General features: G+C 75.6%; 21 protein-coding genes. 11 read left to right on the top strand and 10 right to left on the bottom strand.

The genetic code is table 11. The annotated features are described in order from the left end of the window. The first annotated feature begins 197 nt into the window (after positions 1-197). The 4 genes from O7606_RS03890 (at position 198) to O7606_RS03875 (ending at position 3,984) form a co-directional block, all read left to right on the top strand. The gene (locus O7606_RS03890; protein ID WP_281597621.1) at positions 198-653 is read left to right on the top strand and encodes a hypothetical protein; all 456 of its coding nucleotides are present in this window, start codon (positions 198-200) and stop codon (positions 651-653) included. 148 nt (positions 654-801) lie between these two features. After that, positions 802-2,349 (top strand): SulP family inorganic anion transporter, encoded by a 1,548-nt coding sequence (locus O7606_RS03885; protein ID WP_281597620.1) that lies wholly within the window; start codon positions 802-804, stop codon positions 2,347-2,349. A 197-nt stretch (positions 2,350-2,546) separates the two neighbouring features. Then, positions 2,547-3,305, top strand: a complete 759-nt coding sequence (locus O7606_RS03880; RefSeq protein ID WP_281597619.1) for a lytic polysaccharide monooxygenase — start codon at positions 2,547-2,549, stop codon at positions 3,303-3,305. 34 nt (positions 3,306-3,339) lie between these two features. Then, the gene (locus tag O7606_RS03875; protein ID WP_281597617.1) at positions 3,340-3,984 is read left to right on the top strand and encodes a DUF305 domain-containing protein; all 645 of its coding nucleotides are present in this window, start codon (positions 3,340-3,342) and stop codon (positions 3,982-3,984) included. Here the strand turns inward: O7606_RS03875 and O7606_RS03870 are convergent. The 8 genes from O7606_RS03870 to aceA form a co-directional block, all read right to left on the bottom strand. Continuing rightward, positions 3,874-5,649, bottom strand: coding sequence for an AAA family ATPase (locus O7606_RS03870; protein ID WP_281597616.1), 1,776 nt, complete (start codon positions 5,647-5,649; stop codon positions 3,874-3,876). The two genes, O7606_RS03875 and O7606_RS03870, sit on opposite strands and share 111 nt — an antisense overlap. A gap of 4 nt (positions 5,650-5,653) precedes the next feature. Next, positions 5,654-7,111 (bottom strand): VWA domain-containing protein, encoded by a 1,458-nt coding sequence (locus O7606_RS03865; RefSeq protein ID WP_281597615.1) that lies wholly within the window; start codon positions 7,109-7,111, stop codon positions 5,654-5,656. A 34-nt stretch (positions 7,112-7,145) separates the two neighbouring features. Then, on the bottom strand, positions 7,146-9,365 hold the full coding sequence (locus tag O7606_RS03860) for a serine/threonine-protein kinase (protein WP_281597614.1): 2,220 nt from the start codon (positions 9,363-9,365) through the stop codon (positions 7,146-7,148). Next, on the bottom strand, positions 9,362-10,447 hold the full coding sequence (locus tag O7606_RS03855) for a hypothetical protein (RefSeq protein WP_281597613.1): 1,086 nt from the start codon (positions 10,445-10,447) through the stop codon (positions 9,362-9,364). Before O7606_RS03855 ends, O7606_RS03860 begins: the two co-directional genes overlap by 4 nt. 9 nt (positions 10,448-10,456) lie before the next feature. Further along, positions 10,457-11,584, bottom strand: coding sequence for a transporter substrate-binding domain-containing protein (locus O7606_RS03850; RefSeq protein ID WP_281597612.1), 1,128 nt, complete (start codon positions 11,582-11,584; stop codon positions 10,457-10,459). Further along, positions 11,581-12,894 (bottom strand): hypothetical protein, encoded by a 1,314-nt coding sequence (locus tag O7606_RS03845; protein WP_281597611.1) that lies wholly within the window; start codon positions 12,892-12,894, stop codon positions 11,581-11,583. Before O7606_RS03845 ends, O7606_RS03850 begins: the two co-directional genes overlap by 4 nt. A gap of 285 nt (positions 12,895-13,179) precedes the next feature. After that, positions 13,180-14,784 (bottom strand): malate synthase A, encoded by a 1,605-nt coding sequence (gene aceB, locus O7606_RS03840; RefSeq protein WP_281597610.1) that lies wholly within the window; start codon positions 14,782-14,784, stop codon positions 13,180-13,182. Further along, positions 14,781-16,049, bottom strand: coding sequence for an isocitrate lyase (gene aceA / locus O7606_RS03835; protein ID WP_281597609.1), 1,269 nt, complete (start codon positions 16,047-16,049; stop codon positions 14,781-14,783). Before aceA ends, aceB begins: the two co-directional genes overlap by 4 nt. A gap of 231 nt (positions 16,050-16,280) precedes the next feature. On the opposite strand from aceA, the gene O7606_RS03830 reads away from it, so the two are divergent. The 7 genes from O7606_RS03830 (at position 16,281) to O7606_RS03800 (ending at position 21,363) form a co-directional block, all read left to right on the top strand. Next, positions 16,281-17,669, top strand: a complete 1,389-nt coding sequence (locus O7606_RS03830) for a short-chain fatty acyl-CoA regulator family protein (RefSeq protein ID WP_281597608.1) — start codon at positions 16,281-16,283, stop codon at positions 17,667-17,669. Between the two features lie 203 nt (positions 17,670-17,872). Continuing rightward, positions 17,873-18,556 (top strand): hypothetical protein, encoded by a 684-nt coding sequence (locus O7606_RS03825; protein WP_281597607.1) that lies wholly within the window; start codon positions 17,873-17,875, stop codon positions 18,554-18,556. A 2-nt stretch (positions 18,557-18,558) separates the two neighbouring features. Beyond that, positions 18,559-19,122, top strand: a complete 564-nt coding sequence (locus O7606_RS03820; RefSeq protein WP_281597606.1) for a MauE/DoxX family redox-associated membrane protein — start codon at positions 18,559-18,561, stop codon at positions 19,120-19,122. Then, on the top strand, positions 19,119-19,667 hold the full coding sequence (locus O7606_RS03815; RefSeq protein ID WP_281597605.1) for a hypothetical protein: 549 nt from the start codon (positions 19,119-19,121) through the stop codon (positions 19,665-19,667). The genes O7606_RS03820 and O7606_RS03815 overlap by 4 nt, the downstream gene beginning before the upstream one ends. Continuing rightward, positions 19,664-20,599 carry a peptidoglycan-binding protein gene (locus O7606_RS03810; protein ID WP_281597604.1) on the top strand — a complete coding sequence of 312 codons (936 nt, stop codon included), beginning with the start codon at positions 19,664-19,666 and terminating at the stop codon, positions 20,597-20,599. Before O7606_RS03815 ends, O7606_RS03810 begins: the two co-directional genes overlap by 4 nt. Then, the gene (locus O7606_RS03805; RefSeq protein ID WP_281597603.1) at positions 20,596-20,778 is read left to right on the top strand and encodes a hypothetical protein; all 183 of its coding nucleotides are present in this window, start codon (positions 20,596-20,598) and stop codon (positions 20,776-20,778) included. The genes O7606_RS03810 and O7606_RS03805 overlap by 4 nt, the downstream gene beginning before the upstream one ends. A gap of 60 nt (positions 20,779-20,838) precedes the next feature. After that, entirely contained in the window at positions 20,839-21,363 is a 525-nt protein-coding gene (locus O7606_RS03800; protein WP_281597602.1) for a hypothetical protein, read from the top strand. Positions 21,364-21,372: 9 nt separating this feature from the next. On the opposite strand, the gene O7606_RS03795 is transcribed toward O7606_RS03800, so the two are convergent. Both O7606_RS03795 and O7606_RS03790 read right to left on the bottom strand, forming a co-directional pair. Further along, entirely contained in the window at positions 21,373-22,023 is a 651-nt protein-coding gene (locus tag O7606_RS03795) for a M23 family metallopeptidase (RefSeq protein WP_281597601.1), read from the bottom strand. Between the two features lie 45 nt (positions 22,024-22,068). Next, complete coding sequence (locus tag O7606_RS03790; RefSeq protein WP_281597600.1) at positions 22,069-23,445, bottom strand: glycosyl hydrolase family 18 protein; 1,377 nt, start codon at positions 23,443-23,445, stop codon at positions 22,069-22,071. Positions 23,446-23,549 lie beyond the last annotated feature (104 nt).

Genomic DNA, 23,549 nt, shown 5'->3' with positions numbered 1-23,549 from the left:
GTCGGCCGCGCGGGACGAGTCTCCCTCTCCGGCCGGGACCTCCACCAACCGGCGACGCGGGCCACGGCCTGGTGGCGGTGACGCGGACGGCGGGTCCGGCGGGGTGGCGGGCGTAACCGATCGCCCCGACGGCGGGTTGGTCCGGGTGACGTGTCCGTGCGGTCGCGCGGGCACGCCCGGCCTGGGGAGGGTACGCGGTGCACGGCAGACTCGTCGCCCTCGCCACGCTGCTCGCCGGGGCGGTCCTCGTGCACGTGGTCCTCGCCTGCCGGCCGGTCGCCCCGCCGACGCCCGGGGCGGCCGTCGAGTCCGCCCGGGTGGCCACCGGCCCGTCGGTGGCCCGGCCCGTCGTCCCGCCGGCCCCCGCCGTCCGGGTCTCACCGCCCGGCCGGGCCGACGGGTGGAAGCCCGCGCAACGACGCGCCGGGTCGCCGGTCGGCGCCCTGGCCACGGGCTGCGGTGACACGACGTGCGGGTCGGTCGTCCGCCCCGGGGGCCGGGGTGTCCAGTCGACCGACCGCCGCGATCCGGTGGCGCACCAGGCCCTGACGCCTCCCCGCCCGGACGTCCGTGGCGACGGCGGCGTCGACCGGCGGCCCCGTTCCGGCGGTTCCACTCCCGACCACATCTGGCTGAGCGTGTTGCGCTGCTGACGGGTGCGGCTCCAGAGCCCACCACCAACCGTCCTGCCGTCTTACGCCTCCCGCCCGTGCCGCCGGCCGACGCCGACACCTGCGTCGGCCGGCGACGGACGGGGCGTAGCCACGTTCTCTCCCCCGCCGACTTTTCCGGATGTGAGCCATGCGGTCTGCCCTCCTGCCCTCCGTCTCCACCCGGCGCGCCCTCCGCGCCGACCTGTCCGCCTCCCTCGTCGTCTTCCTCGTCGCGTTGCCCCTGTGCGTGGGGATCGCCGTCGCCTCCGGCGTCCCGGCCGAGCTCGGCCTGGTCACCGGCGTCGTCGGCGGTCTGCTCGTCGGTCTGCTGCCCGGCAGCAGCCTCCAGGTCAGCGGCCCCGCTGCCGGTCTGACCGTGCTGGTCGCCGAGGCCGTGGACCGCTACGGCCTGGCCGGCCTCGGCACGATCGTGCTGCTCGCCGGGCTGCTCCAGATCGGTCTGGGCCTGTTCCGGCTCGGCCGGTGGTTCCGGGCCATCTCCGTGGCCGTGGTGCAGGGCATGCTGGCCGGGATCGGCCTGCTGCTGATCGTCGGTCAGCTCCACGTCCTGGCCGGTGGCGTCGCGCCGCACTCCGGCGTCGGCGCGCTGGCTGGGCTGCCGGAGCTGGCCGGTTCGCTCGGCGCCTCGGCGACGGCCCGGCTCGCCCTCGGGGTGGGCGTGGCCACCATGGCGGTCATGCTGCTCTGGGACGCCCTGCCGGGCCGGCTGCGGGTGGTGCCCGGCGCGCTGGTGGCGGTGGTCGCCGCGGCCGGGGTGACGGCCGTGTTCGGGTTGCCCGTGGACACCATCCGGGTGACGGGCCTGTTCGAGGTGGTGCAGCCCTCGTTCGGGCACTGGGGCGACCTGGCCGACCTCGGCATGCTCGCCACCGTCGCCACGTTCACGCTGGTCGCCTCGGCGGAGAGCCTGTTCAGCGCGGCGGCCGTGGACCGGTTGCACCAGGGGCCGCGCACCGACTTCGACCGGGAGCTGGTGGCCCAGGGCGCCGGCAACACGGTGTGCGGCCTGCTCGGCGCGCTGCCGATGACCGCGGTCATCGTCCGCAGCTCCGCCAACGTCCGGGCCGGCGCGCGGACGAAGGCGTCCCGGGTGCTGCACGGACTGTGGCTGTTGCTGTTCACCGCCGCCGTGCCCGACCTGATCGGGCTGATCCCGTTGCCGGCGCTGGCCGCCGTGCTCGTCCACGCCGGCGTGAAGCTGCTCCCGGTGGGCGCGCTGCCGCCACTGTGGCGGGAGCACCGGGGCGAGGCGGTGATCCTGACGGTGACGGCCACGGCGATCGTCACCACCGACATGTTCACCGGCGTGCTCGTCGGCCTGGGACTGTCGGTGGTGAAGGCCGCCTGGGAGACCTCGCACGTGCGGGTCACGGTGCACGACGGGCGACCGGGCCCGATCGAGGTGACGATCTCCGGCAACGCGACGTTCCTCCGGCTGCCGACCATCCTCCCCACGCTCAACGGGTTGCCGGCCGACCGGACCGTCCGGCTGGACCTGCGCGGTCTGCGGCACGCGGACCTCGCCTGCCGTACCGCGTTGGACACCTGGATCGCGACGCACAACGCCAGCGCGGACGTGCCGGTGCAGATCGTCTCCCCCCGGCCGGCGGGGGACGGCCCGGTGCGGAGGGTCGCGTCGGGGCCGCCGAGCGGGAGCGCGGCCGACAGGTCCTGAGTGGACGCCGTCCCGTGGTTTCGGGCGTGGCCGTCTCCGCTTCCCGCCGGTCCCCGCGGCGCTCCGGCCGTGGGGACCGGTCGTGCCCGGCGTGGTCCGGGCCGCAGGTCGATATTGGCAACCATCTTTACTGTTAACAAGGTTTAATTTACCGTGGTGTCACCTCACCCAGCCCAGACACCCAAGGAGCTGACACCATGCGTCGAGCACTCACCCTCCCGCTGGTGGCGACCGGAGCGATCGCCACCACCCTGGCCGTCGGCGCCCCCGCGCAGGCGCACGGCTACGTCTCGGGTCCGCCGAGCCGTCAGGCGCTCTGCGCGCAGGGCCGGGTCCCGGACTGCGGGCAGATCAGGTACGAGCCGCAGAGCGTCGAGGGCCCGAAGGGGCTACGGAGCTGCCACGCGGGAATCTCCCACTTCGCCGTGCTCGACGACGACAGCCGGGGCTGGCCCGCCACCTCGGTCGGCTCGTCGGTGACGTTCACCTGGACGAACACCGCCCGGCACGCCACCAGCAACTGGGAGTACTTCATCGGCAGCACCCGGGTGGCGGTCGTCAACGGCGGCGGCCAACAGCCCGGCGCCACCGTCTCGCACACCGTCAACCTGTCCGGCTGGTCCGGTCGGCAGAAGGTCCTCGCCGTGTGGAACATCGCGGACACCGCCAACGCGTTCTACGCCTGCGTCGACCTGCAGATCGGTGGCGGTGGCACCCCGTCCCCCACGCCCACGCCCACTCCGCGTCCGACCACACCGGCCCCGACCACACCGCCCCCGACGACCAGCCCCACGCCCACCCCGCCGGCCTCCGGCGGAACCTGGACGGCGGGCCGGACGTACCAGGTCGGCGACCAGGTCACCTACGGCGGGGCGACCTACCGCTGCCGGCAGGCGCACACCGCGCTCCCCGGCTGGGAGCCGCCCTACGTGCCGGCGCTGTGGACCCAGGTCTGACCGGCCGGGGCCCGGGGTGGACCGGAGCGCCACGGTGACCCGGCTGCCGGCCATACTGCTCGCCGGGCTGCTGGCGGTCGCCGGATGCGCGCCGGCCACCACCCCGGACCCGCCCCCACGGCCCGGGCCGACAACGGTGGCCGGGGCCACGCTGAGCGGCCTCGACGTGGTCTTCCTGACCAACCTGGCCAGCCACGTCGAGCAGACCCTGGCGCTGGTGCGGCTGGCCCGGGGCCGGCTGGCCGACCCGCAGCTACGCACCCTCGCCGCCGCGATCGAGTCCACCGAGTCCGACGAGCTGGCCACCGTACGCGGCTGGCTGCGGGAGGCCGGGACGCACGCCTCCGTCCCGGCCCACCGGCACGACCACGGCGTCACGGACGGCGCGGACCCGCTGGAACGGCTGCGGACCGCCCCGGACGGCGCTGTCGACCGCCTGCTGCGCGACCTGCTCCGCGCGCACCAGGGCGCGACGGCGGACCTCGCCCGGGCCCACCTGGAGGTCGGCGACCCCCGGGTGCGGGACCTGGCCCGACGCGTCGAACGGTCGAGGACGGCCCAGGTGGCCCTACTCGCCGACCTGCCGGCCGGCGTCGGCCGTCCGTCGGGTGGCGAACAGCAGGGCCGCCGCCCGGCGGACCGCACGGGACCGCCGCGGGTCGACGGCGATGGCACGTAGCACGGCGCGGTCGGCGGGGGCGGCGACCAGGGTGGTGAGCAGCGCGTGACACTCCCCCGGCACGTCCGACCCCACCGGCCCCCCGATGTCGTCGACCGGCGGGGCGGACCAGTGGGCGAGCAGGGCGGCGAGCACGTCCGCGCGGACCACCGGGTCGACCGGGCCGCCCGCCGCCAGGTAGTGGCCGGCGGCGACCGCCCCGGCCGGGTCCCGGGCGACCAGCCGCAGGAAGTCCGGCGCGGCGACGCCCCGGCCGACCGCGTACAGGCCGAGGCCGCGCTGCGACGTGGTGGTCATCGCCGCCACCCACCGGTCGGGCCGCCAGTTCCGGGCCAGCGGCCCGGCCGCCAGGTACTCCACCGGCCCCGGCCAGGTCGGCACCAGCCGGCCGGCGGCGGCCGCGGGCGCCGCCGGGCCGGGCCCGGCGGCGAACAGGCCGGTGCCGAGCAGGATCAGCCGGACGTGCCGGGACCAGTCCGGCAGCACCCGGTCCGGCGGATGCGGCGCCTGCCCCGCCGACCACTCGACCACCGCCGCGACCGGGTCGCCGCCGGCCAGGGCGGCCGCCGCCGCCACCTCGACGAGCTCGGTGTGCCGCTCGGCGAGCCAGTCGGCGACCGGGCCGCCCCGGGACGCCCGACGCAACGCCGCGCCCACGGTGTCCACACCGGCGCGTCCCGCGTCGAGCAGCGCGTCGACGAACCGGGCGAGCAGGGCCGTCGGGTCCGCCACCCGCGGCGTCCCGCCGGGCGGCCCCGCCTCCCAGACGACCGCGGCCACGGTGAGGGTGAGCGGGGTCCGCGCCGCCGTCGTCGCCCGGTCGGCGTCCGCCCAGGACAGGAACGCCTCGGCGGTGGCCGCCCGGGAGAACCACCGGTAGGCGAACCGACGGACCTCCGCCGGGCCGAACGGCGCCAGGTGGTACGCGGTGAACCCCGGTCCCAGCACGGCCAGCTCCGCCTCCGCGAGTTGCCGGGTGGTCACCAGCAGCCGCCACGGCGGGTCCACCGCGGCGGGGCGGGCCAGGGCGGCGAGCCGGTTGAGCACCTCGGCCCGCTCGTCAGGGTCGGCGACGGCGTCGACCCCGTCGACACAGACCAGCCACCGTCGGCCGGGGGCCGGCGGGGCCGCGAAGTCGACGTCCGGCAGCGGGTGCGCCCCGCTCAGCGCGGCCGGCAACGCCCGACCGACCAACGCGCCCGCCGGCAGGGCCACCGCCACGGGCAGCCCGGCCGGCAGGCGCCGTCGTCGACCCCGTGCGGCCAGCCAGTGCCGCGCCGACACCGCGCACGCCTGCCGGACCAGGGCCGACTTACCGCTGCCCGGCTCACCGATGAGCAGCACGTGTCCGGCGCCGGCCAGCAGCCCCTCCCCCGGCCGCGACGGCGTCGGGTCGGCGGCGACGGTCCCGCCGGCCGGATCGGCCCGGGGCACCGCCCGACGTGGCACGTACACCTCCGACAGCGGCCGGAGGTACCCGCCGGCGAGCCGGTACGGGTGCCCCAACGCGTCGTCCTCCTGGGACCGCCACAGCGGCGTCAGGACGGTCCGCCAGCCGCGCCGGCCCCGGGCCCGCAGGTAGCCGAGCACCGCCAGACCGGCGGTGGCCAGGGCGACGGCCCCGCCGAGGGCGCTGCCCGCCTTGTCGAGGAAGTCCAGACTCACCCGCTCACCCCGGCCGTCCGGTCGCCGACCGGTGGTGGGCGCCGCACTCGTCGCAGTACGGGTGCACGCGTGGCTCCCCGCAGTGCTCCCACGGCTCGACGCGGGGCTCGGGGGCCACCCGGCCGGCCGGGTCCGCCTCGCCGGGGTCACCGGACGCCCACGACGACGTCTGCGGCGCGTACGCCACCGAGTACTGCCAGCGGCGCAGATCGGCGTCGGGCCGGAGACGGACCCGACCGGCGGCCGGGTCGAGCAGCTCCGCGACCCGGGCGAGCTGGCGCAGCTTGTCGTCGTGGCCGCCGGCGTACGCGATGGCGACCGCCCGGCCGAGATGCCGCTCGGCCTCGCCGGACCGGCCGGTCGCCGCCGCGTCCAGCGCCAACCGCACCTGCTCGGCGTAGCCCTCCTGGTGGGTGTAGTGGGCCACGGTCTCGTGCACCTGGGAGACGAGTTCCAGCTCCTCGCTCCACTCGACGGTCACCGGCGTCTCGACGGCGTCCGGGTCCTCGTCGGCGGCGGTGTGCACGCTGAGCCAGCCGATCCGACGGCGCAGCCGTGGCGACATCGGGTCCACCTCCAGCGCGACCTGGTAGTCCCGCCGGTCGGTGGGGCTCCACGCCCCGATCGGGTAGTCCACGGTGAGGTCGCCCGCCGGGACGCCCCGGTCGGTGAGGTCCACGATGGTCGGGTAGACCTGCTTGACGAACCGGACCCGGGCCAGCCCGCCGACGCGTACCCGCAGTCGGGCCGCGCCGGCCCGGTGGGCCAGCGCCCGGTCCAGCACCGCCGCGAACTCGTCGGTCAGCCCGGTCAGGTCCTCCACCGGCACGACCGGGTTCGCGCCGAGGGCGTCGGCGATGCCCAACAGCTCCGGGCCGTCCCAGTCGTGCGCCCCGTCGGCCGACCCGACGGCCCGGCAGTCCACCGTGAACCGGCCGACGCACGCCTGCACCGCCGCCCGCAGGTCGACGTCCCGCTGGCCCTCGTTGCGGCCGTCGGTGAGCAGGATGGCGTGCCCGATCGCGTCCGGGCGGGTGGCCAGCAGGTCCCGGGCCAGCAGCAGCCACGCGCCGATCACCGTGCCGCCGTACGGGGTGAGCCGTTGCACCGCCCGGCGGGCGGCGGCCCGGCTGCTCTCGTCGGCCACCGCCAGCCGCCGACGCTGCGGGTAGACCATCCGGGCCGTGCCGGTGCCCTCCACCACGGCGAACGCGACGCCGTCGGGGAGCGCCTCGAGGGCCGCCAGGGTGGCCGCGCGGGCCGCCCGCATCTTGCTCTGCGGCGCGCCCATCGACCCGGAGCAGTCGAGCAGGATCACCTCGGCGAGCCCGTCGTGGCGGGGCGCCGGGCCACCCGGGGCGGCCCGGACCGCGGCGACGACGTCCACGACGCCGCCGTCGGCCGGCAGGTACTCGCTGTGGTGGGCGGTCAGGTCGAGCCGGAGCCCGTCCGTTCCGGTCATGCTGGCCCTCCTGTGCTCGCGGGCGGACGCCGGGTCACCACCAGGTGACCGGCCGGTTGGCGTTGGCGTGGTCGATCAGCGCGATCCGCTCCCGCCGGTCGGCGGTGCGCGCGGCGAGCCGCCGGCAGACGCGGTCGAGGGCGCGACGCAGGTCGGTCTCGTCGAGCCGGTGCCCGAACAGCAGCCGGTCGGCGTCCCGCGCGGCCCGCCGGTCGCTGTCCAGGGCGACCCGCAGCAGGTACGCCTCGACCAGGTCCCGCTCGGCGAACGGGGGCAGCTTCGCGACGAGGTCCGCGGCGTCCAGCGCCGCGGTCAGCCGGCGCTGGTCGTCCGGGGCCTCCAGCAGCATCCGCGCCGCGCAGGTCACCGCCACCGCCGAGGCGCGGGCCGCCTCCGGCACGGTCAGCAGGATGGCGGCGGCCCGGCGGGGGTCCTCGGTGACGCGCAGGCAGCGGGCCAACCCGAAGACCGCCGCGACCACCCCCTGGTCGGTCTGCCAGACGCCCCGGTAGTGGGCGGCCGCGGTGGCGTGGTCACCGTGCAGCTCCGCCGTAACGGCGTAGGCCAGCCGGGCGGACACCTCCCCGGGCAGCCAGCCGTAGACCCGCTCGAACCAGTCCAGGGCGGCCGGGACGTCCCCGCCCACCAGCGCCACCAGGCCCCGGTGCCACCACAGCGACCAGTCCCGCCGGTCGGCGGGGAGCTCGGCGAGCAGCGGACCCGCCTCGTCGGCCCGACCGGCGGCCAGGTAAGCCCGGACCATCCGGTAGGTCACCTGGGCGGTGCGCTCGGGCGCGGCGCCCAGCAGGGTGATCAGCTCGGCGGGGTCGGCGGGGCCGAGCGAGGCGAGGAACCCGGCCGCCGGATCGTCGCCGTCGACCAGCGGCGTGGGCAACCCGAGCGCGATCTCCACCGGGTCGGCGGTGACGTCGACGTGCAGGGCGAACGCGCACGCCGATGGGCCGAACAACGACGATCGGCTGGGCCGTGGGACGTCGTCGGTGGCGGCGCGCACCTGGTCGGCCACCCCCCGGACCTGCTCGCGCATCTCGGCGGCGGAGCCGAAGCGGTCCTGCGGATCGGTGGCGGTGGCCCGCGCCAGCAGCCGGGCGAACGGGTCGAGCCGGGCCGGCAACGCCAACCGCAGCAGGTCCTCACCGGCCGGTAGCGGACGCAGGTCGGCGGAGCTGACGACCAGGGTCAGCGCGGCGAGGGTACGGCCGACGGTGTAGATGTCCGAGCGGACGCTCGGCCCGGCCGGCCCCAGCCGCTGCACCTCGGGCGCCTCGAAGCCGGCGGTGCCCCACGGCGGGCTGACCGTGTTGGTGACCTGCCGGGCGGCCCCGAAGTCGACCAGTTTGATCCGGCTGTCGACGCCGTGGCCACTGACCAGCACGACGTTGTCGGGCTTCAGGTCGCAGTAGAGCCAGCCCTGCCCGTGCAGGTACGCGAACGCGTCGAGGATCTGCGCCGCGTACCCGAGGGCCTGGGGCACGTCGACGGCGGCCGGGCCACCGTCCGGGGCGATGGCGCGGCGGGCGTCCTCCAGGGTGCCGCCGTCGACGTACTCCATCACCAGGTAGCCGACGCCGCTGTCGTCGGGACGAATCGCGTCGGTGATGGTCACGATGCCCGGGTGGTGGTCGCTCAGCTCGATGAGCGCCTCCCGTTCCGCGGCGAACGCGGCGGCGGCCTCCCGGTCGTCCGGGTTGCGCTGTCCCTTGAGGACCCGCCAGCGGCCGTTCAGCTCCTCGTCCCGGGCCAGGAACACCCACCCGACGCCGCCGTGACCGAGGCAGCCCTCGATCCGGTACCGCCCGGCGCAGAGGTCGCCCTTGTCCAGTGGCGGGGTGAACGTGTAGTGGCTGCCGCAGCTCGGGCAGTAGCCGGTGACCCGCGGCACCCGGCGTCGGCAGGTCGTCCGGGGACAGTAGCGCTGGTTCTCGGACACGACGGCCCGGGGCAGCACCGCCTCCAGGGCGCTGCGGCTGCGCGGTGGCGGGATGGTCGCCGGACGCTCCCAGGGGCGGTGCCGCGGCCACAGGTCACGGGTGGACGCCGTCGCGGGCCGGGCGTCGACGGGCGTCGACTCCAGGCGGACGGCGGCGACCGGCTGGGCGGGAATGGCCGGCGGCACCGGTGACGGGTCGGCCGGTCCGCCGTCGCAGGGATGCCCCCACAGGCGGCAGAACCCGTCCCGGTCCACCACGCCGGGGCAGTTGCGCTCCGCGCAGGAGCGGGAGACAGCGGTCAACGGATCACCTCGTTCACGGCCTGCTGGTACGCACGGACCGCCCGGCTCGCGGCGGTCACCGCGAAGCCGTCCGGGCGGAGTCCGTCCCGGGCCTCGCGGTAGCTGTGCTCCAGGTTCGGGTGTTCGGCCCGCCCCTGGTCGGCGGCCCGCTGCCGGTACGCCTCCAGCCGGCCGCGCAGCTCCCGGTGGCAGCGTCCCCGCAGGCGACGACGGGCCGCGTCGACCGCCTCGGTGGCCTGGTCGAGGGCGGCGGTCAGGTCGACCCCGACGGGGCCGGCGGCGGCCCGGTCGAGCAGGGCCTCCACGTCGAGGTCGGGCAACGGATCACCGCCGGCCAGCCCTTCCCGGGCGGCCTCGGCGGCCAGTCGCCGCAGCCGCGCCACCGAGGAGCGCAGCCGCCACGCGGCATCCGGCGTCGGGCCGGTCGTGGGGGGCGGCCACGGGTCGGGACGGACGGCGACGGCCGGCGCCGGGCGCGCCGCGACAGCCGGCTCGGGGAGCAGCCGGGCGACCTCGTCCCGCCAGGGGCCGGGCCGACCGCATCCCACCGGGTCGAGGGCGGCGGCCCGGGCCAACGCGGCCAGCCGGGCGGCCGGCGCGTCGGACCGGTCGGCGTCGTCCGTCCCGGCGGAGCCGGTCGGCGTGTCGGGCGTCGCCAGCGCCCGCCGGAGCCGGTCGAGGTCCGCCTCGACGAACCGCACCGCCGCCCGGTACGCGTCGACGAGCCGACAGATCGTGGCCCGGTGCTGCTCGGCCGCCTCGACCGCCTCGGCGAGGGCCAGCCACTCGACGTGGACCGGCTCCCCGGTGGCGGAGGTGAACGTGACCGCGATCGGGTCGGCGCGTAGCCCGGCGAGCCGGGAGCCGTCCGGGGCGTGGTCGTCGTCCCCCGGGTCGAGAGCCAGCGACAGGCAGCTCAGCCGGAGCAGCTCACCGTCGGCCTCCCGTTCGGTCTCGGCGGTGACGCCGGTCAGCGGACGCCGGAACTCCCGGACGACCAGGGCCTGCATGTCGACAAGCAACCCGGCCACCCGGGCGTGCGCGGCCCGTACCGCGTCGAGTCGTGCCTCGTCGGCCAGCACGTCGCCCCCTCAGTCGGGCGGCCCGCTCGGCGGCGGCCAGTCGGTGACGGGAGGCTGGCCGGGGGTCGGCATGCCCCGGTCCGGGTGCCCCCGGAGCCACCGCTCGTGCGCCCGGCGCCAGACCCCGGAGGCCCGGGTGGACTCCAGGACGTGGTTGACGAACCGGGCCAGCTCCTCGTTGTCGAGGGCGAAGGCGTGCGGCTCGTCGGTGAACCAGGTGCAGGTGCCGGCGTCCCGTCCGGTGTGGTAGTCGCAGAACTTCCTGTTGCCAGGCGGGGGCTCGGTCACCAGCGTGGTGTCTGGGGCGATCTCGGCGAGACCGACCAGGATGTTCTCGTCGGTGCTGACCGCGTCGACCTGCCCCTGCCGCAGCATGACCAGGCAGTCGACCGGGTGGGGAGCGGACACGGGCACCAACGCCCGGCCGGCGGCGGTGCGGTAGCCGGCGATCGCCTTCAGGGACGTCGTCTCCCGGGCCGCGCAGACCCGACGGCCGCCGAGCTGCTCCATGCCCCGGAACTGCGGCCTGCCGTCCACCTTGCGGACCAGCGCGGTCTGGCCGGAGTCGAGGTAGTCGTTGGAGAAGATCACCTGCCGGGCACGGCCACAACTCGCGGTCAACGAGGTGGCGATCATCTGGATCTCCCCGGCCGCCAGCAGCGCGAAGGGCCCCTGGCCGGGCGGCACCACCTTGAAGGTGACCCGGCCGCGGGGGTCCTCCCGCGGCCACAACGCGCGGGCCACCTCCAGCACCAGGTCGATGAGGAAGCCCTGGAACGTCTGCTCCTGCGCGTTCCAGTAGCTCATCGTCGCGTCGGACGGGTCGACGCCCACCACCAGCCGGTCCCCCACGCGCGCCGGCCGCTGCTCGCTGGGGGCGAAGCTGCGCCGCACCGTGCACAGGTCGTTGGCGGGCTCCCCGGTCGGCGCCTCGGCCACCCCGGCGGGCAGCGGGGCGGGAGCGGTGGCCGGGACGGTCGAGGCCGCACAGGCGGCCACCACCAGGGTCAGCGTGGCGGCCAGGACGGCCCGGACCGCCACGGGCAGGGGCCGCCGGACCGCCACGGGCAGGGGCCGCCGGACCGTCCCGCGCGTCGCCGTCCGTCGCCCCGGCGCGGGCGCCCCTGGTCGGCTCACCGGTACTCCACCAGGCGTCGTCGCAGGCCGGCGAGGACACCCACGCCGGCGAGCAGCGTCAACCAGGCGGCCGGTCCGCCCAGGTGACGTGGGGCCGTCGGCAGCGCGGTGACCGCCGTCGTCACCGTCGTGTCCCCCTCGTCAAGCCGGCGGGTCAGGACGGTGGACGCGGCTTCGAAGGACTCACCGGCGCGGCCCTGGTCCAGCACGGTCCGCACCGCGTCGCGGAAGGCGTCCGGCTCCTGGCTCTGCCGGGCCCCCCACACCTTGTCGAGGGCGCGGCAGTCGAACCCGACCGACCCGGGCCCGGAGTCACAGAGCCGACGCCCGTCGAAGGCGGCCCGGTGGACGGCCGGGTCGACGCTGGCGCCGAGGGCCAGGTAGACGGCGGCGCGACCGGCCAGCACGTCGCCGAGGCGTTCCTGGGTGGCGCTCTGCGTCTCGACCGTCTCCGCCAGGGCGGGGAAGCCGTGGGTGGCGGCCGGCCAGTGCGACCACGACGCCACCGCCAGGCCGAGCACCGCCAGGACGCTCACCGTGGCGACCAGCAGGCCGGCGTTGAGCCGACGGCGGGTACGACGCCACAGCCACCACTGCACGCCGCCCAGCGCGGCGAGCGTGACCAGCGGCGTCCCGAGGGCGGCCGACGCCCACCAGCCGGCGTCGCCGCGGGCCTCCCGCAGCAGCCGGGTGTCGTAGTTCCACAGGCTCTGCGCCGCGTCGAGCACCTGGTCGGTCATGTAGTGGGAAGCCTGGGCGGCGTACGCGGAGGCGAGCACCCCCCGCCGGATGTCGCTGCCGTCGGAGACGACGGCCAGCCCGTCGTCGACGACCCGCTGGTACCGCTGGAAGCGGGCGGTGATCCCGGCGAGCCGGGTCAGTCGGTCCCGGTCGTCGGCCGCCGCGCCCATGGACCGGTTCAGCGCGCGTTCCACGGCACGGACCTTGTCCTGGTAGGCGGCCTCCAGTCCGGCGCGCTCGCGGTCGCCCGGGGAGAGCAGGAAGACGGCGCTCGCGGCCACGTCGGTGTCGGCCAGCAGCACGTAGATCTGGCGGGCGTTGGTGCTGGTGCGCGCGGCGGTCGACGCGGAGCGTTCCCCGAGGGCGCCGGCCGGCGCGGCGGAGCGCAGGGCCACCACGGCGGTGGTGACCAGCAGCAGCAGCAGGACCGCGCCGTAGAGGACGATCCGGGCCGGGGTCGTCCGCAGGGCCGCCCGCCACCGGCCGGCCCGGCCGCGCTCCGGATCGACGGTCACCCCGGTCAGCGTCCGGGTCGACCCGCCGGGCCGTTCGTCGGTCTCCACCCGCACCGTCGTGCCACCCCCCGATCGCGCGTCGCCCCGCCGCCTCCGGTCGGCAACGGGAGACCGACCGGCGCGGCATGATCCTGGCGAACCGCCAGGATGACAGAACGTCGCCGGTCCGCCCGCCGCCGTGTCCGGAATCCGACGCGACGTCGACTCCGATCGGGACGGACCCGTCGCGCCCGGCGGCAGCTCCTGCGGGGAAGGCGCTCCGGCCGGCAGATCCGGGACGGGGTGACGGCGGCGACGCCACCCGGGTCGGTCGTCGACCGGCCGGCGCGCCGTGGGTGGTCAGCCGCGGGCGCCCCGTGGCCCGGCGGCGAGGTGCCGGGCGTACGCGTCGGTGGTGAAGAAGGCCGGCAGCTCATCGCCGAGCGCGGTGTCCGTGACGATCCGCGCCGCCCTCCGGGCCCGTTCCCGGCCGGCGTCGTCGCGTCCCTCGCCCAGCGCGGTCAGCTCCTCGGCGAGCAGCGTGCGGACCAGGTCGTCGGTGACGCGGCCGCCGTCGGCCAGCGGCGTGCCGTGGTGTCGCCACTGCCACAGCTGGCAGCGGGCGATCTCGGCGGTCGCCGCGTCCTCCATGAGGTTCCACAACGCCACCGCGCCGACGCCGCCGAGCCAGGCGTCGACGTACCGCAGCGCCACCGCCACGTTGGACCGCAGCCCGGCCGCGGTGACCCGGCCGGGGGTCTTGTCCACGGCCAGCAGGTCGGCCGCGCCGACGGTGACGTCGGCGCGCCGCCGGTCGAGCTGGTGCGGGTGGTCGCCGAGGACCGCGTCGAACACCTCCCGGCAGGTCGTGACCAGGCCCGGGTGGGCCACCCAGGAGCCGTCGAACCCGTCGCCGGCCTCCCGCTGCTTGTCCGCCCGCACCCGGGCCAGGGCGGTCTCGTTGACCGCCGGGTCCCGGCTGGGGACGAACGCGGCCATCCCGCCGATGGCGTGCGCGCCGCGCCGGTGGCAGGTCCGCACCAGCAGCTCGGTGTACGCGCGCATGAACGGCACGGTCATGGTGACCTCGGCGCGGTCCGGCAGGACGTAGTCCGGCCAGTGGCCGAAGTTCTTGATGACGCTGAAGATGTAGTCCCAGCGGCCGGCGTTCAGCCCGGCGGAGTGCTCCCGCAGCTCGTAGAGGATCTCCTCCATCTCGAACGCGGCGGTGATCGTCTCGATCAGGGTGGTGGCCCGGATCGTCCCGACCGGCAGCCCCAGGTAGCGCTGGGCGAAGACGAAGATGTCGTTCCAGAGCCGGGCCTCCCGGTGGGTCTCCAGCTTCGGCAGGTAGAAGTACGGGCCGCGCCCGGCGTCGAGCTGCCGCCGGGCACAGTGGAAGAAGTAGAGCCCGAAGTCGACCAGGCTGGCCGAGATCGGTCGGCCGTCCACCGCGATGCCCTTCTCCACCAGGTGCCAGCCGCGAGGCCGCACGACGATGGTGGCGAGGTCGTCGCCGAGGGCGTAGCGCTTGCCCCGGTCGTCGGTGAAGTCGATCCGCCGGTCCAGGGCGTCGATCAGGGCGAGTTGGCCGCCGATGACGTTGTGCCAGGTCGGGGCGGTGGCGTCCTCGAAGTCGGCGAGCCACACCTTCGCCCCGGAGTTGAGCGCGTTCACGGTCATCCGGCGGTCCGGCGGGCCGGTGATCTCGACCCGGCGGTCGAGCAGGCCGGGGGCCGGCGGGGCGACCCGCCAGTCGGGGTCGGCGCGCACGTGCGCGGTCTCGGGGAGGAAGTCGGGGAACTGCCCGGTGGCGTACCGGGCGCGGCGGGCCCGCCGGGTGTCCAGCAACGCCACCCGACGGGCGGCGAACTCGCTGTCCAGGGCGACCAGGAACGCCAGCGCCTCGGCGGTGAGCACCTCGTCGAAGCGGTCGGCCGACGGGCCGATGATCTCGTACCTCACGCGAACTGCTCCTCTTCGGTGGAACCGCGCAGGGCGGTCGTCTCGGCGGCCGGGTTGAGCACGGTGCTGATCAGGTCGAAGTAGCCGGTGCCGACCTCCCGCTGGTGCTTGACGGCGGTGTAGCCGGCCGTCTCGGCGGCGAACTCCCGCTCCTGCAACGCCACGTAGGCGGGCATGCCGTCGGCGGCGTAGCCGCGCGCCAGGTCGAACATCGAGTAGTTGAGGGCGTGGAAGCCGGCCAGGGTGATGAACTGGAACCGGTAGCCCATGTGCCCGAGCTCCCGCTGGAACTTGGCGATGGTCGCGTCGTCGAGGTGTTTGCGCCAGTTGAACGACGGTGAGCAGTTGTAGGCCAGGAGCTGGTCCGGGTGCTCGTCCTTGATGGCCTCGGCGAACCGGCGGGCGACCTCCAGGTCGGGGGTGCTGGTCTCCATCCAGAGCAGGTCGGCGTGCGGCGCGTAGGCCAGGCCCCGGGCGACGCACGGTTCGATGCCGTTGCGGACCCGGTAGAAGCCCTCCGCGGTCCGCTCGCCGGTGACGTAGGGCCGGTCGCGCTCGTCCACGTCGGTGGTGAGCAGGGTGGCCGCCTGTGCGTCGGTGCGGGCGACGACCACCGTCGGCACGCCGGCCACGTCGGCGGCCAGCCGGGCCGCCTCCAGCGTGCGGATGTGCTGGCCGGTCGGGACGAGCACCTTCCCGCCGAGGTGGCCGCACTTCTTCTCGGCGGCGAGCTGGTCCTCCCAGTGCACGCCGGCCGCGCCGGCGGCGATCATGGCGGTCATCAGCTCGTACGCGTTGAGCGGCCCGCCGAAGCCGGCCTCGGCGTCGGCGACGATCGGGGCGAGCCAGCCGGCTCCGGCGTCGTCGCCCTCGGCGGTGGTGATCTGCGCGGCGCGCAGCAGCGCGTTGTTGATCCGCCGGACCACCGCGGGCACCGAGTTGGCCGGGTAGAGGCTCTGGTCGGGGTAGGTGTGGCCGGCGAGGTTGGCGTCGGCGGCCACCTGCCAGCCGGAGAGGTAGATGGCCTTGAGCCCGGCGCGCACCATCTGCACGGCCTGGTTGCCGGTGAGCGCGCCGAGCGCGTGGACGTAGTCCTCGTCGTGCAGCAGCCGCCACAGGCGGTCGGCCCCGTGCCGGGCGAGGGTGTGCTCCTCCTGGATCGCGCCGCGCAGCCGCACCACGTCCTCGGCGCGGTAGCTGCGGCGCACTCCCTGCCAACGCGGGTCGGTGTCCCACTCGTGGCGCAACTCGGATGCGGTCTTCATGGTGGTCGTCTCCTCGTGGTGTGGATCGCGTCGGTGCTCGGCGCGGCGGCGCGCCGGGCGGTATCGGCGCTGGTCAACCCGTGTGTCGCCCACGGTCACACGGCCCGGTGACCGGGGTCGAGGGACGGAATCAGCCAATTGTTGAAAATTCTGGAAGCCGTTCTGCGAAGTTGCGAATGAACCTCTTTACAGCGCTGTTAATGTGGCCGGAAACGACCCGGGGAGGGGGCGGTGGTGGAGAAGACCTTCGCCGGCGCGCGGCTGCGCCGGATGCGCGAGGACCGGGCGGTCAGCCAGGCCGACCTGGCCCGCCTGCTGGGCATCTCGCCGAGCTACCTCAACCAGATCGAGCACGACACCCGGCCGCTGACCGTGCCGGTGCTGATGCGGATCACCGAGGTGTTCGGCGTCGACCCGACGGTGTTCGCCCCGCACGACACCCCCCGGCTGGTCGCCGGGCTGCGGGAGGCGCTGGGCGGCCGGGCCGCGCTGCCCGACCTCACCGAGCTGGCCGGCCGGCTGCCCGAGGTGGCCGAGGCGGTGATCGAGCTGCACCGCCGCTGGCAGCAGGCCGACGAGCAGCTCGCCGAGCTGGTCGGCGACCGGGACCGGATCGGCCGCAGCCCGCACGACCAGGTCACCGAGTTCTTCTACCGCCGGCAGAACTACGTGCCCGACCTCGACGAGGCGGCGGAAGCGCTGGCCGCCCGGATCGGGCTGCGCCGGGGCGAGGTGCGCGCCGCCCTCCGGGACCGGCTGGCCGACCGGCACGGGGTCCGCGTCGCCCGCGACGACGCCGGCGCCCTCGGCGGGGAGCTGCACCGGTACCGCCCGCAGACCCAGACGCTGCACCTGTCCACGTCGCTGCGGGCCGGGCAGGAGGCGATGCGGATGGCCGCGCAGATCGCCCTGCTGGAGTTCGCCGACGTGATCGACGAGATCGTCGAGGAGGAGGGCTTCGACGACACCCAGACCCAGATCCTCACCCGGGTCGGTCTGGCGAACTACTTCGCCGCCGCGCTGATCCTGCCGTACGAGCGGTTCCTCACCGCCGCCGAGCGCCGCCGGTACGACATCGAGCTGCTCACCGAGCACTTCGCGATCGGCTGGGAGACGGTCTGCCACCGGCTCAGCACCCTCCAGCGGCCCCGGGCCCGGGGCGTGCCGTTCTCGTTCGTCCGGGTCGACCGGGCCGGCAACATGTCGAAACGGCAGTCCGCGACCGGTTTCCCGTTCTCCCGCACCGGCGGCACCTGCCCCCTGTGGAACGTCTACGAGGCGTTCGGCGCGCCGGGCCGGGTGGTGACGCAGGTCGCGGCGATGCCGGACGGGCAGCGTTACCTGTGGATCGCCCGGACGATCATCCGCCACCACGGCGGTTACGGTCAGCCCGGCAAGGTCTACGCGATCGGGCTGGGCTGCGAGACCCGGCACGCCGGCCGGCTGGTCTACTCCACCGGGATGGACCTGCACGCCGCCGAGGCGGCCACCCCGATCGGGCCGGGCTGCAAGACCTGCGAACGGATGACCTGCCCGCAGCGGGCCGCCCCGCCGATCAGCCGACGGCTCGACCTGGACGAGAACCGCAGCACCTTCATCCCGTACCCGTTGAAGGACTGAGCCGGGCGACGGGCGAGGGCCGCCCTGGTCGGCGTGACCGTCCGATCAGGTCCCGGCAGCGGAATCCCGGCGGCCGGACCGCCTCCGGGTGACGGTCACCCGACAGCCCTCTTGCCAGCCATTCAAGTGCGTGGATACGATGCCGGCCAACGGACGCGCCGGAACCGGGCGGAGGCGGGGCGATGGCGACAACCGGGACACCGGTGGCACATCGCGCGGTCGACGCGCGGCGCTTCCTGCTCGACGGCGCCCTCGACCTCACCGCGCCCTTCACCTCCGTGGCCGACGTGACCGTCAACGGGCGGCTGCACGAGTTCACCGCCGGCCCGACCGGCCTCGCCGACGACGTGGTCCGCGCGCTCGGCGTCGACCGGTTCGACGAGGAGCTCAGCTACCAGGACGGCACGCTGCTGACCGCCCGCGCCCGGCCGTACGATCCGCAGATCCGCCTCACCGAGGACCGGCTCGTCGCGGTCTGGCGCGGGCAGCGCCACTCGTTCTTCACCGAGCTGTACGGCGCGAAGCCCACCCACCTCCTCGGCGTCCTGCGGAACGTACGGATCACCGAGCACGACGACGGTCTGACCCTGACGCCCACCCCCGGCGGCGGCGCCCGCTTCGCCACCCCGGCCACCGTGCTCAAGGAGGTCCCCGGCCTCGGCCTGCTGGAGATCGCCCCACTGACCAGGGAACGCGCCGACCGGCTGCCGTCCTGGCGGGGCCTGCGCACCCGGGCCGGCGAGCTGTACCGGGACACCCTCTCCAACGGCAGGCCGTACTTCGTGCTGGCCACCAGCGACACCTGGCTGAGCGTGGTGCCGCTGGAGCACACCGACCCGGAACAGGTCCCCACCCTGGTGGACCGGCTCCGGGTCACCACCGGGTAGGCGTGCCCGTGTCCGCCCTGCTGGCGAGCGTGGCCGCGTACACCGTGACGCTCACCCTCCTGGTCGCCACCGCCGAACACCTGTCCCGACCGGCCGCGCTCCCCCGGGCCCTGGCCGCGCACCGCGTCCTGCCCGCCCCGACCCTGACCGCCGCGGTGGTCGTCACCGCCGAGGCGCTGCTCGCCGGCGCCGGCGTGGTCGCCCTGGCCACCGACGATCCGCGTCCCCGCGTCGCCGTCGGGCTCGCCGGCGCCGCGCTGTTCGGCCTCTACGCCGGCTACGGCCGGCATCTGGTCCGCACCGGGCGGGCCGGCCCGTGCGGCTGCTCCCGGCTGGAGCTGCCCACCTCCGGCTGGGTGGTGGCCCGCGCCGGGATCCTGGCCGGCCTGGCCCTGGTCGGCGCCGTCCGGCCCGGATCGATCGTCGGTTGGCCGACGCCGGACGCCGACCTCGCGGTCGTGCTGCTGGCCGCCGCCACGTTCACCGCGCTGCTGTGGCACCTGCCGGCCGCGATGCGCCAGCCGGCCGGGCCGGCGCGCCTGACCGAAGGAGAGCTGCCCGGATGAGCTTCCAGACCAGCGCGCTGATCCTGACCTGGGTCGCGATCCTGCTGCTGGCCCTCGTGGTGTCCGGACTGGTCCGCCAGGTGCACGCGCTGACCGGCGGGGCGGCCCCACGCCGCCCCGAGTCGGTCGGGCTGCCGCCCGGCGCGCCCGCCCCCGGGCTCGCCGCGCTGGCCCCCACCCCGCCGACCGGGCCGCTGGTGCTGCTCTTCCTCGACTCCGGCTGCGCCACCTGCGCCGAGGTGCTGGACGAAGCCGCCGCGCAGGCCAGCCGGGCCGGTCTCGCCGTCCGGATCCTCTACCGGCAGGACCCGCCGCCGCACGCGACCGGCCTGCCGGTCACCGTGCTGGCCGGGCAGGCGGAGCTGTTCGACAGGTACGACGCGGTGGCCACCCCGTTCGCCACCGTGGTCGACCCGCCCGGTCGGGTCCGGCACGCCGAGCCGGTCGGCTCCCGGGCCGCCCTGCGCCGCCTGCTCGACACCGTCGACCCCGCGACCGCCGAGCCGGCGGCCGTCGCCACCCACCAGCACGGAGGCGGAGCATGAGCACGCTGGACGCGGTGCCCGCGCTGCGCGGCGCCGACCCGGGCACCGGCGCCGCCGTACGCCGTCCGCCGGCCCGCGCCGGCGGACGCGCCCGGGCCGCCTGGGCGCTGTCGCGGCGTACCCTGCTGCAGGCCGGCACCGCCGTGGGCATGGCCGCGCTCAGCGTCTTTCCCGCGGCCCGGCGGGCCTACGCCGACGGCTACACCGTCTACGGCTCGTGTCCCAGCTACGCCAGCGACCACAACTGCTCCCCCGGCTGCGGGCCGAGCGTGATCTTCGCCGACGCCTGCAACACCAGCGGCACCTACGTCGGCTACCACAAGACCGACGGGGTCACCTGGACCCTGCGACCGAACGAGTGCTACTCGGGCACCTACGACGGCTGGCTCTGGCACTACCAGGGGCCGTGCGGGGCCTGCGCCTGCTCGGTGGAGCGCCGCTGCCACGACGGGTACCGCAGGACCAGCTCGGGATGGGTACGGTCGATCTGCCGGTGGAACACCCAGTGCGGCTGCCAGAGCACGGTGAGCTGGCCCGCCGTGCGGCGGGGCAACTCCGGGGTCAACGTCTACACCGTGCAGCACCTGCTCACCGCCCGGGGTCACAGCACCGGCATCGACGGGGTGTTCGGCAGCGACACCGAGGCCAAGGTCAAGGCCTTCCAGACCTCGGCCGGCCTCACCGCCAGCGGCGTCGTCGACGCCGGCACCTGGCCGGCGCTGGTGGTCAGCGTCCGCTCCGGCGACAGCGGCCACGCCGTACGCGGCCTGCAACGCCAACTCAACAAGCACGCCCACGGGCTGGTGGTCGACGGGGTCTTCGGCGGGCTCACCGACAGCGCGGTGCGTGACTTCCAACGGCAGAACGGCCTCACCGCCGACGGGATCGCCGGGGTGAACACCTGGCGGACGCTGACCGGAGGGGCGGTGTGAGCGCTGCCGGGCACACCCGGCCGGTCGGCCGTCGGGAGGTCCGCCACCGGCTGACCGATCCGCTCGTCCCCGCCCTGCTGCTCGCCGCCGGGGCCCTCGGCGCGGCGGCGACCGGGCACGCGGTCACCTGGGCGGTGATCGGCGCGCTCACCGGCTACACCCTGTCCGGCTCGGTTTGAACGTACAACAGCGCGTACGCGCTGGCCTCGCCCGGGTGGCGGGATCGAGAACGGCAGGGCGTGCTGCTCGCCCTGTTCAGCGCCGGCCTGGTCGCCGGTGGTCTGGTCAGCGCGCTGGCGCTGGACCTGCTCTCCGGGCTGACCGCGCCGCTGCCCGCGCCGTGGCGGCACGTGGCGGTCGTGGCGGTCGCGGCGCTGGGCCTGCTGCGGGAGGTCGGTCTGGTGCGGATCCGGTTGCCGCAGAACGCCCGGCAGATCCCGCAGCACGTGCTCCAGCGCGACGTCCGGCGCGGGGCGGCGCAGTTCGGCTTCGAGCTGGGCACCGGCGTCCGCACGTACGTGTCGGCGAGCGCCCCGTACGTGCTGGCCGTCGCGCTGCTGCTCGCCGGTCAGGAGCTGGGCGTCGCGGCGCTCGCCGGGGCCGGGTTCGGGGTGGGGCGGGCGCTCACCCCGCTGACCCGCCGGGCCGCCGGCGCCGGCGACCGGTGGGACGCCGACCTGCGGGCCCGGCTGCGGACGATCACCGTCACCGGGTGCGCCGTGCTGGTCGCCGCGTTCGCGCTGCTCGCCGTCCGGGCGTGGTGACGGCGGCGGTCAGCCGGGGCAGTTGGCGCTGGTCAGCCGGACGGTGTACTCGCGGTCGTCGGTGGTGATGCCGGACGGCTGCCCGTCGAAGTGCGTCTCGACCTTCTCCCAGCCGCGGCGCTGCTCGTAGTGCAGGTGCGGCGCGCCGGAGTTGCCGGTGCTGCCCAGCCGGCCGAGCTGTTCGCCCTGGGCGACCCGCTGCCCCTCGCGCACCAGCGGCGGCTCCAGCAGGTGCAGGTACTGCGTCTCCCACCGACCGCCGTGGTCGATCTTCACCCAGTATCCGCCGCCGCGTCCGCGCGGGCCGTCCGGGTCCTCCGGGGTACGGCCGCCCAGCTCGCCGTTGATCCCCGCCACGGTCACCGTGCCGGCGGCCGACGCCAGCACCGGCCGGCCCCACGCCTCCCCCTCGGTGGGGAAGAAGTCGACGTCGAAGTCGTCGTGCCCGGGGTAGGTGCCGAGCTGCCAGGTCTCCCCGCAGGCGACGGGGAGCTGGAACAGCGGGCGGGGGCCCGGTGGCCGCAGCAGTGGCGTCACGGCCACCGCCACGGCGGCCAGGGCGGCGACCACGGCGAGCGCGAGCAGGACGCGTAGGGTGCGGTTGCGGGGGCGGCGGGCAGGTGGGCTGGCGGGGTGGCCGGTCGTCACCCTTCCGAGCATGGCAGACCCCGGCGACCGGCCGCCCGACGGCGGTTCCCCGAACGGTCAGCCGGGCAGCCGCCAGACCTGGTTGGCGCCGGCGAAACAGTCCCAGATCTGTAGCCGGGCGCCGTTGGCGGAGCTGTTGTCGGTGGCGTCCAGGCACCGGTTGGACGCCGGGTTGCGCAGGGTGCCGTTGGACTGGGCCTGCCAGACCTGGGCGGCGGTGCCGTTGCAGTCCCAGAGCTGGATCTTCGTGCCGTTGGCGGTGCCGGCGCTGGTCACGTCGGCGCACTTGCCCAGGGCCCGCAGGGTGCCGTCGGTGGCCACCGTCCAGGTCTGCGCGGCGGTGCCGTTGCAGTCGTAGAGCTGCACGGCCGCGCCGTTGGCGGTGCTGGCCGCGGCCACGTCGACGCACTTGCCGCCGATACCGGTGATCGGGCCGGTCCGCCCGGTCGGCGGGGGCGCGCCGCCGCCGGTCACCGTGTCGTAGATCGCGCCGACCAGCGACGTCGAGCCGGTGGTGTCCTGGGTGAGCTCCCAGTTCATCATGCCGCCGGCGTTGGCCATCGCCCACTGCGTCTTGCGGCGGACCGTCGGCACCCCGTTGTAGCACTGCTGGACGCCGCCGACGGTGGCGCAGTCCCGGTTGGCGTTGGCCGGGTCCATGCCGACCAGCGCGGAGTACGTGTAGTAGCCGGGCCGGCTGTAGAAGGGCACCCCGAGGACGGCCTTGGCGGCCGGCAGGCCGCGCGCCTTCCACCCGTTCACCGCGTTGATCGACCAGTCGTAGTTGGCGTGCGGGCTGCCCCCGTCGTACGCCATGATGTTCAGCCAGTCGACGTAGCCGAAGACCGAGGTCGGCACGCCGGAGGTGTAGTAGCCCTCGCTGACGACGGCGGCGGTGAGCAGCTTGCCCCGGCTGCGCAGGGCGCTGCTCAACTGTTGCATGAGCAGGCTGAAGTTGGTGGCCGACGCCCCGGGGTCGGGGTACTCCCAGTCCATGTCGACGCCGTCGAGGTTGTACTGGGCGACGAAGTTGACCACGTTGGTGACGAACGCGCCGCGGCTGCCGGAGTTGGCGGCCAGCGCCTCGAAGGCCGAGTCGTCGCCGTTGTTCCAGCCGCCGATGGCGATGGACACCTTGACGTTGTTGGCGTGGGCGAGGGAGACCAGCGAGGAGAGCTTGCCGGGGTTCTCCACCGCGCGCAGGCTGCCGTTGCTGTTGGGCAGCACGAACGCGTAGTTGACGTGGGTGAGCCTGCCGTACTGCACGGCGTTGACGCTGCCGGTCCAGGACGGCAGGTAGCCGACGCTCTTGAAGTTGTTCGGCAGGACGACGGCCTCGGCGGCGGCCGGGGGCAGGGCGAGGGTCGCGCCGACGGTGGTCAGCGCGAGCAGGCCGGCGGCCAGGGCCGAGCGGCGGGGGCGTGGTGAGGACATCGAGGACCTTCCCGTGGACGGAGCACGGCGCCCCGCACCCGACCGGCCGCCGGGGTCGCCGGCCGCCGGTCGGGTACGGGTGAGAGCAGGAACTCCTCGAGGCA

The organism is Micromonospora sp. WMMD882 (genome assembly GCF_027497255.1).
In the GTDB taxonomy this organism is placed as follows: Bacteria; Actinomycetota; Actinomycetes; order Mycobacteriales; family Micromonosporaceae; genus Micromonospora.
This window is presented reverse-complemented; position numbering and strand designations above follow the sequence as displayed.